The sequence below is a fragment of the Sphaerotilus hippei genome (genome assembly GCF_003201595.1).
GTDB lineage: Bacteria > Pseudomonadota > Gammaproteobacteria > Burkholderiales > Burkholderiaceae_C > Sphaerotilus > Sphaerotilus hippei.
In genome coordinates, this window is the sequence record NZ_QJJS01000011.1 from 67,886 (window position 1) to 79,843 (window position 11,958).

The window sequence follows — 11,958 nt, forward strand, 5'->3', positions numbered from 1 at the left end:
GGGCCTTGCGGCGGGCCGCCTGCAACAAATTGTCGATCCGCTGTCATCCGATCCGGCGCCCGCGTCGTTAGAGACGCACAGCCCCCGTCGCCATCGACGGGACAGCATCAAGAATCGATCCCACCTCATCCTCATGAAGTACTTCCTGCGCTCCGAGCAGCACCCCCCCCGCCGCCTGCCGCTGAAAGAGCGGCCGACCGAAAAGGGGCAGAAGCACGAGTCCTTCGACTACGGCCGCATCGGCTGTGGTCAGCGCAGCGTGGCCCTGGCCCTGCGCATGGACCGCAAGCGCTGAACCGCGTCGCGGCCCTCATGCCGCGCTCAGGCGGTGGGGGCATCCGGATGGCATTACGCTTCAGGTCCGAATCCGCAACCTGAGGAATCCGAGTGAGCCTGTCCTGCGAACTGGTCATCGAGGCCGTCGAGCCGACCACCCTGCCCGTGGTCGGCACCCATCAGCGTTTTCCGGTGCGCCGCATCTGGTGCGTCGGTCGCAACTACGCGGCCCACGCCCGCGAGATGGGGTCCGATCCGACCCGCGAGCCGCCGTTCTTCTTCGCCAAGCCCACCGATGCGGTGCTGCCGGTCGAGGCGGGCAGCGTCGGCGAGATGAGCTATCCGCCGCAGACCGCCAACCTGCACCATGAGGTCGAGCTGGTGGCGGCCATCGGCAAGGCCGGCGCCGACATCGCCGTCGAGCAGGCGCTCGAGCATGTCTGGGGCTACGGCATCGGCCTGGACATGACCCGCCGCGACCTGCAGTTCGCGCTGCGCGACAAGGGCCGGCCCTGGGAGCTGGGCAAGGCCTTCGACCAGTCCGCCCCGATCGGTCCGATCCATCCGGTCAGCGCCATCGGCCATCCGGCCCGGGCCTCGATCTGGATCGACGTCGACGGCCAGCGCCGCCAGCACAGCGACATCGACCAGATGACCTGGAGCGTGGCCGAAGTGATCGCCCACCTGTCGCGCTACGTGGCCCTGCAGCCCGGCGACCTGATCATGACCGGCACGCCCGAAGGCGTGGCCGCCGTCGTGCCGGGCCAGACCCTGAGCGCCGGCATCGACGGCCTGGGCACGCTGCAGGTGCACATCGCCGAGCGCGGCGCCTGAAGCCCGCGGCCTCAGCCGCCGGGTCGCTGCCGCAGCCACGCCAGGCGAGCGGCCAGTCGCTCGCGGCGACCCGCCAGGTCCGGCCCCAGCCACCAGGTCCATGCGACCACGAAGAGGGCCCGCAGCTCGATGCAGTCGTCCAGCAGGTCCTCGTCCACGGGCCGGCCCACCTCGCGCCAGGCGCCCAGCGCGGCCTCGGCCCAGTCCACGTCCGAGCCCAGCACCCGGGCCGCGCCGACCAGGCCGGCCAAGTCCCATTCCAGCGGCGCCCTGCAGGCATCCTCCCAGTCGAGCCAGACGGGGCTGCCGTCGGCCAGGCGGCGCACATTGTTCAGGTGCGCGTCACCGTGCAGCCACTGCACGGGTGCCGGGTGGTGGCGCACCCGCCGGTCCAGCACGGCCAGCCGGCGCGCGACCCAGCCGGCATCGTCGCCGGCGCGGGCCTGGATCACCGGGTGAGCCAGCAGCCGGGCGGTTTCGTCCAGGGGTGACCACGGGGGTGTCGGCTCGCCGAGCCCGTCGTGCGGCAGGTCGTGCAGCACCGCGTGGCAGCGTGCCAATGCCCGGCCGGCCGCGCACGGGTCGGGTGCGGTGTCGTGCAGGGCCAGTCGTTGCCAGAGCGTCAGGCGCCAGCCGTCCTGCACATGCGGCCCGGCAAGATCCCCGGGCGCGGGCGTGGCCACGGCGGCACCGGCCCGCGACAGCGCCCGTGCCAGCGTGACTTCGCGGCGGGCCCATGCGGCCTGCGCGCGCGGCCCGGCGGTGCCGGTCGCCACGCGGGCCACCCAGGGGCCGGGGTCCAGCCACAGGGCCAGGTTGGAATGGCGGCCGATCACCACCGGCTGCACGCGGCCCAGCCCCAGGTGCGAGGCCAGGCGCTGGCAGGCCTGGATGACGGCTTCCTGCGTGGCCGCTTCCGCGTGATCCGTCCGGGTCGGCGTGCTCATCGGGGCTGGATCTGCAGGCGGGAGCCGTCCTGCACCAGGCGCAGGCGCGACAGCACGTCCATGCCGAGCAGCGGCTGATCCCCCAGCCCCTGCAGCACGACCACCTCCAGCCGGTCGATGCGCAGGCCGCCGGTCAGCGCGAGGTCCACGCGGCTGAGGTGGCCCCGTGCCTCGCCATTGGCCGTGGCGGTGCGCAGGACCTGGCCTTCGGGCAGGCCGAGCCGCCGCGCGTGGGCGGCGCTCAGTGCGCTGCGGGTGGCCCCGGTGTCGATGAGGAACTCCACCTCCAGTCGGCCGTCGGGCCCCTGCAGCACGGCCGGCCAGTGGAAATGGCCGTCCGACGAGCGGCGCAGCGTCAGCGTGCCGTCCAGGGCGTGGAACTCGGGCTGCGTGCGTCGGTGCTCGACGGCCTGCACGCCCAGGAACACCAGCGTGCCCAGCAGCAGCCAGACGGTGACGATCTTCAGGGCGCGGGGAAAGTCCTGCATGGCGCTCAGCGTCGTGCGCCGTGGTGCATCACGGGGGCAGGGCAGCGGGTGAGGAGGTCGTGGGTCATGCCCCGCATTCTGGCCGCGGAGCGGGAGCCCGCGCCGACGCGGGGCCTCGAGGCCTCGAGACCGCCACCCCCGACCCGGGTGTGATGCTGTCCGCACTACACCCTGTGCGCGTGGTTGTCCAGGTGCCGCGTCCGGTGTGACCATGTGTCACATCGCTGCTGGCGGTGAAATCACACGAATCGACCGAAATCGACTGAAAGGAACCCAGGCCATGGCCAACCGCCACCTCGTTTCCGGGGGCTTGCCACACGAACCGAGCCCGATCTGCAACCCGGAGCCGCGCCAGGCTCTGCCGGGAGCCTCGCATGGGCGCGACTGAGGTGCAAAAGGCGTTTCTGGAGCTGACGACGGTGCTGACGCAGGAGGTCCAGGCCCTGCACCGCCAGTCGGTGGCCGACCGAATGCTCATCCACGCGCTGATCCAGACCCACCCGGACTCCGGGCGCCTGCTGATGGACGTGATGGACCGCATGGACACGCTCGCCCCCCAGCTCGGCACCTCGGCCATCCTGGAGCAGAGCGTCGCCTTGCGCCATTACCTCCAGCACCTGAGCGACCTGCAGTCGTAGCACGGAAAGCCGCTCCGATGGCCGGCGTGTCCAACCTTCCAGTCTCTGGCCGGGCGGCTGCGTGATGGTACGTGGGCAGCGCTTCAGGCGGCATACAGGCGCTTGAGCACCCTGCGCATCTCGTCGGGCAGGCCGAACCATGCCTCGGCCACCGAGCCGATGATGTCCCCTGCGATGGCACCGAGCATGAATTCTCCCTTGACGTTCCGGTCCTGCCCGTGTGGCGCGGAACCCGAGTCCCCGTCCCGGTCTGACGCCACCGCTGGTGGCTGAGCGCACGGTGGGTCCAGCCGGCACCCTCGTCTGCCGTCACGGATGCACTGTTGTCAATGTGCAACAGTGTTGCCACAAAGCACAACGGGTCAGCGCCTCGTGAGCGCTGACCCGTTGATTTTTCTGGTGCCGGAGAAAGGAATCGAACCCTCGACCTTCTCATTACGAATGAGCTGCTCTACCAACTGAGCTACACCGGCGAAGAACGCAACTATAGCAAGAAGTCAGGGCGTTGCCAACTCTGGCGCGTGGTTGGGTTCAAGACGCTGCTGCCAGAGGTCGGTCACGAGGGCTTCGAGGTCACGCACGAAGCCGGCCGTGTTCCACAGCGGGGCGCTGCGCTGCCGGCTGGCGAGCTGATCGCGCCAGCGCTGGCGCAGGTCGCGGTCGCGCAGCAGCTGCAGTGCCAGGGCCTCGTAGTCGCTGTCGCTGCGGGTGATGCCCTGCGGCAGGCCGGCGGCCTGCAGCAGGCTGGCGCCGACGCGGGCGGCGAAGGCCTGGCCCTGTCGGGTGATGACCGGCACGCCGGCCCACAGCGCATCGCTGACGGTGGTGTGGCCGTTGTAGACGCGGGTGTCGAGGAACAGGTCGGCCAGCTGCAGGCGCTCGAGGTGGCGGTCCTTGGCCCAGACCGGGGCGAACACCAGCCGGCGCGCATCCACGCCGGCGGCGGTGGCCGCGGCGCGCAGGCGCTCGCGCACGAGCGCCGGGCCGTCGATCAGCCAGAGCCAGGCGGTCGGCACGGCCTTGAGCAGCCGCATCCACAGCGCGAAGGTGTCGGGGTCGAGCTTGTAGTGGGTGCAGAAGCAGGCGATCACCGTGGCGTGCTCGGGCAGGCCGCAGGCGGTGCGCGTCAGCCCGGTGCGCGCGATGGCCTGCTGGTGGTCGGTGCACTGGTAGCTGTGGGGCAGGCGGGCGATGGGTTCGACGTAGGCGCCGGCGACCGACTCGGGGGTCACGACCGCGTCGCCGATGACCGCGTCGAACCAGGGGGCCCCGGCCGCGCCGGGGTAGCCCAGCCAGGTCAGCTGCAGCGGTGCCGGGCGGCGCACGAACACGCCCGGGCGGCTGTCGCGGGTGTAGCCCTTCAGGTCGATCAGCACGTCGATGTCGTCGGCGCGGATCCGCTCGGCGATGCGGCTCTCGTTCCAGCCGGCCACGTCGACGAAGCGGTCGACGTTGTCGAGCAGCTGCTCGCGGTAGTGGCTGCCGTCGTCGGGGCCCCAGGAGTAGAGGCTGATGTGGAAGCGGGCGCGGTCGTGGCGCTCGAACACGCCGCGCATCAGGTGCATGGTGGCGTGGTTGTGGAAGTCGGCCGAGGCGTAGGCCAGGCGCAGTCGCTGGCCGGGCGCCCGCGCGCGCGCGGGCGGTGGCGCGAACGGCCCGCCGGCCTTGTGCATCAGGTGGAGCGCGTGGGCCCGGGCCGCGGGCGCGAGCTCGGCGTCGGTGAGCGCGCAGGGCAGCGACAGCAGCGCGAACGGCGAGGGCGGATCCAGCCCCGCGGGCGGCTCGGCGCAGGCCCGGGCCAGCGCCCGCTGCGACTCGGCGTCGGGCAGGCGGTCCCAGTCGCACAGCTGCTGGCGCAGGTGCACGACATCGAGCTGCACGCCGACATGGCCGGGCTGCAGGTCCAGACAGACCTCGTACTCGGTCAGCGCACGTTCATGCTGGCCCAGCGCGAGGTAGATGGCCGCGAGGTTGAAGCGCGAGGCGAAGTGCTGGCGGTCCAGCGTCAGCAGGCGGCGGTATTCGGCCGCCGCGGCGGGCAGGTCGCCCCGGGTCTGCAGGCACAGGCCCAGGCTGTAGCTGGCCCGCAGGTGCAGGTGCACCGTCGCGTCCGCGGGCACGCCCTGCGGGCGGCGGGCCAGGTTCCACAGGTCGACCCCCTGGCGGGTGGTCGACAGCACATGCTCAAAATGGGGCTCGGCCTCTGCCGGCCGCTCGGCCCGCTGCAGCGCGATGCCCAGGTTGTAGTGCAGGTCCAGCGCGGCCGGATGGTGCTGCAGGCCGGCGCGGTAGGTGGCGACGGCCTCGTCCAGCCGGCCCAGCGCCACCAGCGCGTTGCCTCGATGGATCAGCGCCTCCAGTGCATGGGGCTCGAGCAGCAGCGTGTCGTCGGCGGCCAGCAGCGCCTCGTCGTGGCGGCCCAGCAGGCGCAGCACGTCGGAGCGCTGGCTGTGGGCCTGGCGGTCCAGCGGGGCGTGGCTCAGCGCGGCGTCGAGCAGGCGCAGCGCCTCTTCATGGTGTCCCTGCGCCTTGCGCAGCAGGCCGAGGTTGCGCCAGGCGTCGGCAAAGCCGGGCCCGACGTCGATGGCCCGTTGATAGGCCTCGGCGGCCAGGTCGGCGTCCCCCAGGCGGCGGTGGATCGCCCCCAGCAGGGCCCAGGCGTCCGGGCGTCCGGGCTCGCCGATCAGCACGTCGGTGCAGCCGCTGCGGGCGGTCTCGAGCTGGCCGGCCGCGAAGGCCTCGAAGGCCTGGACCAGGCGGGTCTGGGCGTCGAGCGGCGGCAGCGGGACGGGCGTGTGTCCGGCCCGCTGGCGGACCTGCTCGTGCAGCGCCGCGGCCACCGCCTGCTCGACGGCCGGCCAGTCGCCGCGCTGCGGCTGGCGGAACAGCCGCATCGACGGGTACCAGTCGCTGCGGGTGGCGTCCATGCCGTAGCGCCAGTCACGCTGCCAGGGCAGCGTGACCCACACCGGCTTGCCCAGGCAGCCCGCGAGGTGGGCCACGGAGGTGTCGGAGGTGATGACCAGGTCGAGCTGGGCGATGACCGCGGCGGTGTCGGCGAAGTCGTCGATCTGCGCGTCGAGGTCGACCCAGCAGGCCGGCATCGTGCGACCGTCGAGGTCCTGCCGGCCGGGGCCTTTCTGCAGCGCGAACCAGCGCACGCCCTCGACCTCGAGCAGCCCGGCCAGCGCGTCCAGCCGCGGCGAGCGCCAGGCGTCGTTCCTGACGTTGGGATTGCCGGCCCAGACCCAGCCGACGGCCAGCTCGGTGCCGGGCTGCCAGCCGTGGGCCAGCAGCCGTTCGCGCCAGGCGTGCAGCCGCTCGGGCGGCGTGTGCACGCTGGGGGCCAGGCGTGGCAGCGTGAAGCGTTCGGCGGTGATGGCGTTGGCGGGCACGCCCGGGTGCTGCTGCAGCACCGCCGGCAGGCTCATCAGCGCGACGTGGCAGTCGATCGTGCCGGCCTGGGGCGACAGCACGCCCCCGCGGGGCGTGACCGCGGCCACGCCCGGGATGCGTTCGGCCAGCGCCATCATCGGCTGCAGCACCTCCAGCACCACCCGCCCGCCGCGCCGCACCACCTCGGGCACGAAGCGCAGGCACTGCAGCGCGTCGCCGAAGCCCTGCTCGGCCCAGATCAGGATGGTGCGGCCCTGCAGCGGTGCGCCGTCCCACAGCGGTTCGGCGCAGACCCGTGGCTCGGGCTGGCGGCGGGTGAAGCGCCACTCGTAGTCCCGGAAGCCCTCGGCATGGCGGCCGTGCAGCAGCAGCGCCAGGGCGCGGTTCCAGTGGCCGTCGACATGGCCGGGGTCGAGCTCGACCGTGCGGCTGAAGGCGGCCAGCGCCGCGTCCCATTCGCCGAAGTGTTCCAGCGCCACCGCCCAGTTGTGGGTCGGCTCGGCGCCGTTCGGGTTGAGCTCGACCGCGCGGCGGTAGGCGGCCAGCGCCTCGTCGCGCTGCAGCCGGTCGCGCAGCAGGTTGCCCAGGTTGTTCCAGGCATCCGGGTAGTCCGGCTGCAGGCTCAGTGCCTGGCGGTAGGCGGCTTCGGCGGCGTCGAGCCGCTCGTGGCGTTTCTCCAGGATGCCCAGCAGCGTCCAGGCGTCGGCGCGCCGGGGCAGCAGCTCGACGGCACGGCGCGCCAGCGGCAGCGCGGCCTCGAACTGCTGCGCCTGGTAGAGCGCGAAGGCGCGTTCGAGCGGCGGGCCGTCGTCGGCGGTCGGCGCCACGGTCCGGGGTTCGGTCTCAGGCATGGCTGCTCGGGATGCGCGAGGGTTTGACGGCACGCAGCGCGAACTGCAGCACCTGGCCGTCGTCGTGGCTGTGCACGACGCTGAAGTCGGCCTTGAAGATCCAGCGGAAGTCGCTCATCGCCGTCTTGCCGACCTGGGCGATGTACTGCATCTGGTCGAGGAAGATGAACTGCTCGGGCTGGATGATGCGGGTGTGCGACGGGTCGCCCCAGGCCCAGGGCGAGTGGCGCGAGGGGCAGGTGCCGATCAGCACGCCACCCGGGCGCAGGATGCGCCAGAACTCGCTGAACTGGGCGAAGTAGAAGCGGAAGTCGCCCTGGGCACCGGTGTGCTCGAGCACCTCGTAGGCGTGGATCTCGTTGAACTCGTCGTCGCCGTAGGGCAGCGGCAGCTGGGTCAGGTCCCAGACCATGTCGGGGCGGTGGTCGGGGTTGATGTCCAGCGTGCACAGCTCGGTCCAGTGGCTGCGCCCGTTCAGGCTGAGCTTCTTGGCGTGGTTGCCGCCGCAGCCGATCAGCAGTTCGCGGTAGGACGTCAGCGCGGGCTGCAGCGCCGCCGGTCCGGCCGGCACGAGCGTGGCGGGCGGCAGGACGAGCGCGGAGGGTGTGGCGAGCGAGGAGGCGGGCAGGGCGAGTTCGGCATTCATGGTCAGCAGCGTCTCCGGGGCGGGAAGCAGGATGGGGCAGGGCGGTGCCGCCTGCGCGGTCAGCGGGCGCAGGCGTTCGGCCGGCAGGTGCACCGGTGGCAGGCCCTGTTCGGCGCGGGCCCACATGCGGCGGTAGAGCGCCTCGAGCTCGACGGTGAAGCGTCCGGCGTCGAACAGCGGCAGCGTCTCGCGCCGCTGCGTCAGGTGCTCGCGCAGGCGCAGGCGGCGCGGGGTGTCGTGCACCAGGGCCAGCGTCAGCTCGACGTAGTCGTCCTCGGTGCGCACCGCCAGCTCGGGCAGGCCGGCCGCGCTGACCAGGCTGGTGGCCACCCGCGAGGCGAAGGTCTCGCCGGTGCGGGTGATCACGGGCACGCCGGCCCACAGCGCATCGCTGGCGGTGGTGTGGGCGTTGTAGGGTTCGGTGTCCAGGCTCAGGTCGGCCTGCTGCAGGCGGCCCAGGTGCGCACCCAGCGGCAGCTCGCCACCGAAGACCAGGCGCGAGTCGTCCAGGCCTTCGGCGGCCAGCGCCTGCCGCAGGTGGGCCTCGGCCAGCGGGTTGGAGCGCAGCAGCCACAGCACCGTCCGCGGTGCGGCCTTCAGGATGCTGCACCAGCGGGCGAACACCGGTCGGGTGATCTTGTAGTTGTGGTTGAAGCAGGCCAGCACCACCGCGTCCTCGGGCAGGCCGAGCGCGGCGCGCTCGGGCCGCTCGCCGATGCGGCGGTGGCGGTCGTTGGGCTGGTAGCAGTCGGGCAGCTGGGCGATGCGCTCGTCGTAGTCGGACGCGTGGGCCAGCGGCGTGACGATCGGGTCGCCCAGCACGTAGTCGGCGAAGGGGTCGCCCAGCGTGCCGGGGTAGCCGAGGTGACTGACCTGCACCGGTGCCGGGCGCAGCGCCAGCACCTGGCTGCGCGTGTCGCGGGTGTAGCCCTTCAGGTCGACCAGGATGTCGATGCCGTCGGCATGGATGCGGCGGGCGAGGTCCTCGACCGACAGCGCGGCCACGTCGTGGAAGGCGTCGCAGGCCATGCGGATGCGGGTGCGCATCTCGCGGCCGTCGTCGGCGCCGCAGGAGTAGGCGACGACCTCGACCTTCGAGCGGTCGTGGCGCTCGAACACCTCGGCCATCAGGTAGGCGGTGGCGTGGTTGTGCAGGTCCGAGCTCAGGTAGCCGATGCGCAGCCGCTCGCGCGGGCCGGTCTGCCGCGGCAGGGCCAGCGTGCGGGCCCGCTCGAGCTGCGGTCGGTACTGCGCCGCGACCCACTGCTGCGCGCAGCGGCGCTGTTCGGCCCGGCTGGTGTCGATGGCCAGGAAGGCGAAGGGAAACACCGGCTGCGGGGGCGTGCCCGAGGCCACCATCGAGCGCAGGCGGGTGGCACTGGCCTCGGCCCCGCTCCAGTCGCAGGCGTTCTGCTGCACCCGCAGCAGCGAGGTCAGCGCGTTGACGTAGTCGGGGTCGATCGCCAGCGCGGCCTGGTAGGTGTCGATGGCCTCGGCCAGCCGGCCGCTGTCGTTGAGCACGCCGGCCAGGTTGTAGAGCACCGGGGCGTTGAGCGGCTCGGCCTGCAGCGCCCGGCGGAACAGCGCCTCGGCCTCGGCCAGCCGGCCGGCCTTCTGGGCCGCGGCGGCCAGCACGTTGTGCAGGCTGGCGGAGTCGGGGCGGTGCGTGAGCCCTTCGCGCCAAGCGGCCTCGGCCTCGGCCGGGCGGCCCTGGGCGGTCAGGCTGTTGCCCAGTTGGGTCCAGTGCTCGTCCTGTCCGGGCAGGCGCCGGGTCGCCTCGCGGTAGGCGGCCTCGGCGGCGGCCTCGTCGCCCAGGGCCCGCAGCAGGTGGCCGAAGTTGCCCAGCACCGTGGCGCGGAACGGCTGTTCCCCGCAGCGGGCGAGGGCCTGCTCGAAGGCGGCGCGGGCCTCGTCGCCGCGCTGCTGGCGCTTGAGCGCGAGGGCGCGCAGGTGCCAGCCGTCGACGCTGTCGTCGATGGCCAGCGCCGCCAGCGCGCTGGCCTCGGCCTCGGCGGGCTGGCCGGCCTGCAGCGAGCGGATGGCCTGCGACAGCAGCGTCTCGGCCGCGGTCCGGTCGGCGGCACCCTCGTGGGCGGCCAGGCGCTGGCGCAGCGCGGTGGCGACCTCGTCGATCACGCCGGCCCAGTCGCGCGGCTGGCGCTGGCGGAACAGGCGCAGGCTGGGGTACCAGGCGCTGTGGCTGGTCTCGCGCAGCCAGCGCCAGTCCGGGCCGTGGGCCACCAGCACCCAGGCCGGGCGGTTCAGCGCGCCGGCCAGGTGCACGATCGAGGTGTCCACGCTGATCAGCAGGTCGAGCGACTCGACGATGGCGGCGGTGTCGGTGAAGTCGCGCAGCTCCTCGTCGAGGTCCAGCACGCGGGAGACGAAGCCCGAGCCACGCAGCGCCTCGGCCGCCTCGCCCTTCTGCAGGCTGACCCAGGCGATCTGCCGGCCGTCCGGATCGAGCGCCAGCAGCGGCGCCAGCGTGTCCAGCGAGGTCGAGCGGTTGCGGTTGTTGGCGTGGTCCTTGTTGCCGGCCCAGACCAGGCCGACCCGCAGGCGGCCCGCGGCATGGCGGTCCAGGCGCTGGCGCCACGAGGCGGCCAGCGCGGCGGGGGCGTGCAGATAGGGCACGGCGGCCGGCACCGTGTCCGAGCGCGTGCCCAGCCGGTGCGGCAGGCTCAGCAGGAAGGCCCAGCAGTCGTAGGCGTGCTCGTGCATCTGCCCGGGCGCGATGACCCGGGTCGGGCCGTCCAGGCCACGCAGCAGCGCCACCAGCGGGCCGTCGACGATCAGCGTGACCTCGGCGCCCGCGTCGCGCAGCTGCGCGGCGTAGCGGCAGAACTGCAGCTGGTCGCCCAGGCCCTGCTCGCGCACCAGCGCGATGTGCCGGCCCGCCAGCGGCTCGCCCTGCCACATCGGGCAGGGCAGGTCCGGCGGCTTGGGTGCGCTCTTGTTCTGCGAGCGGCCGTGGTAGCGCACCTCGTAGCCGGCAAAACCACGCTCGAGCTCGCCGAACAGCAGGTCGGCCAGCGCGATGTTGTAGAGCGTGTCGGGGTTGTCCGGTGCCAGGGCCAGCGCCCGGTCGTAGCAGGCCAGCGCCTGGGCGTGGTCACCGAGCTCCTTGTGCAGCTGTCCCAGGCTGTTCCAGGTGCGCCAGAAGCCGGGATCGATGGCGAGGATCTGTTCGTAGAGCCGGCCGGCCTCGGCGAAGCGCCCGGCCTCCTTGACGATGGTGGCCAGGTTGTTGAGCGCGTTGCGGTGCTGCGGCTGGCGGGCCAGCACGTCGCGGTAGCACTGCTCGGCCTCGTCGCTGCGGCCCAGCTCCTGCAGCAGCGTGCCGAGGTTGTTGCGCGTCTCGGCGTGGTCGGTGCGGGCGGCCAGCGCGGCGCGGTAGCGCTGCTCGGCCTCGGCCCAGCGTCCGCGCGCCTGCAGCACCAGGCCCAGGTTGTTGAGCGCCTCGGCGTTGCCCGGCTCCAGCGCCAGGCCACGCTGCAGCGCCGCCTCGGCCTGCGGCCAGCGCTGCAGCGCGCGCAGCACCTCGCCGAGGTTGACCTGCATGTCCGCCGAGTCCGGGCGCTGCGCGGTGGCGCGCTCCATCCAGGGCAGGGCCTCGTCGCTGCGGCCCTGCAAGTGCAGCGCCAGGCCCAGCAGGTGCATCAGGTCGGGCTCGCCGGCCCGCTGCTCCAGCCCTTGGCGGCAGACCTCGGCCATCGCGACCGGATCGCCGCTGCGGAAGTGCTGCAGCGCCAGGCGCAGCCGGGCGACCAGCGCCTCGTCCCGCTGCACGGGCGCGGCGGAGGCCATCGCGGACGGGGCGCTGGTGGAGGCGGTGGCGGTATCGGTTTCGGGCGGGCAGGCGAGATCCATCGGGACAGCTTA

General features: G+C 73.0%; 7 protein-coding genes and 1 tRNA gene. 3 read left to right on the plus strand and 5 right to left on the minus strand.

The window, feature by feature from the left end:
* The first annotated feature begins 133 nt into the window (after positions 1-133).
* Together C7444_RS20270 and C7444_RS12670 are read left to right on the plus strand one after the other, a co-directional pair.
* Positions 134-295, plus strand: a complete 162-nt coding sequence (locus tag C7444_RS20270; protein WP_170130745.1) for a hypothetical protein — start codon at positions 134-136, stop codon at positions 293-295.
* Between the two features lie 92 nt (positions 296-387).
* Positions 388-1,110 (plus strand): fumarylacetoacetate hydrolase family protein, encoded by a 723-nt coding sequence (locus C7444_RS12670; protein WP_245909544.1) that lies wholly within the window; start codon positions 388-390, stop codon positions 1,108-1,110.
* A gap of 11 nt (positions 1,111-1,121) precedes the next feature.
* On the opposite strand, the gene C7444_RS12675 is transcribed toward C7444_RS12670, so the two are convergent.
* On the minus strand, positions 1,122-2,057 hold the full coding sequence (locus C7444_RS12675; RefSeq protein WP_110401221.1) for a phosphotransferase enzyme family protein: 936 nt from the start codon (positions 2,055-2,057) through the stop codon (positions 1,122-1,124).
* Positions 2,054-2,545, minus strand: coding sequence for a retropepsin-like aspartic protease family protein (locus C7444_RS12680; RefSeq protein ID WP_170130746.1), 492 nt, complete (start codon positions 2,543-2,545; stop codon positions 2,054-2,056). Before C7444_RS12680 ends, C7444_RS12675 begins: the two co-directional genes overlap by 4 nt.
* Before the next feature lie 374 nt (positions 2,546-2,919).
* Here C7444_RS12680 and C7444_RS12685 point away from each other — a divergent pair, with 374 nt between their 5' ends.
* Positions 2,920-3,183 (plus strand): hypothetical protein, encoded by a 264-nt coding sequence (locus C7444_RS12685; protein ID WP_110401223.1) that lies wholly within the window; start codon positions 2,920-2,922, stop codon positions 3,181-3,183.
* A gap of 397 nt (positions 3,184-3,580) precedes the next feature.
* On the opposite strand, the gene C7444_RS12690 is transcribed toward C7444_RS12685, so the two are convergent.
* The 3 genes from C7444_RS12690 to C7444_RS12700 all read right to left on the minus strand — a co-directional run bounded on the left by C7444_RS12690 (position 3,581) and on the right by C7444_RS12700 (position 11,946).
* Positions 3,581-3,656, minus strand: a tRNA-Thr gene (locus C7444_RS12690).
* 24 nt (positions 3,657-3,680) lie between these two features.
* The gene (locus C7444_RS12695) at positions 3,681-7,430 is read right to left on the minus strand and encodes an O-linked N-acetylglucosamine transferase family protein (RefSeq protein WP_110401224.1); all 3,750 of its coding nucleotides are present in this window, start codon (positions 7,428-7,430) and stop codon (positions 3,681-3,683) included.
* A complete protein-coding gene (locus C7444_RS12700) occupies positions 7,423-11,946 on the minus strand; it encodes an O-linked N-acetylglucosamine transferase family protein (protein WP_110401225.1) in 4,524 nt (1,507 codons plus the stop codon). Before C7444_RS12700 ends, C7444_RS12695 begins: the two co-directional genes overlap by 8 nt.
* Positions 11,947-11,958 lie beyond the last annotated feature (12 nt).

Bases quoted from the DNA above. Each gene is read 5' to 3' on its own strand.
- C7444_RS12685 (WP_110401223.1), top strand. From the start codon at position 2,920: ATGGGCGCGACTGAGGTGCAAAAGGCGTTTCTGGAGCTGACGACGGTG.
- C7444_RS12700 (WP_110401225.1), bottom strand. From the start codon at position 11,946: ATGGATCTCGCCTGCCCGCCCGAAACCGATACCGCCACCGCCTCCACC.
- C7444_RS12680 (WP_170130746.1), bottom strand. From the start codon at position 2,545: ATGCAGGACTTTCCCCGCGCCCTGAAGATCGTCACCGTCTGGCTGCTG.
- C7444_RS20270 (WP_170130745.1), top strand. From the start codon at position 134: ATGAAGTACTTCCTGCGCTCCGAGCAGCACCCCCCCCGCCGCCTGCCG.
- C7444_RS12675 (WP_110401221.1), bottom strand. From the start codon at position 2,057: ATGAGCACGCCGACCCGGACGGATCACGCGGAAGCGGCCACGCAGGAA.
- C7444_RS12695 (WP_110401224.1), bottom strand. From the start codon at position 7,430: ATGCCTGAGACCGAACCCCGGACCGTGGCGCCGACCGCCGACGACGGC.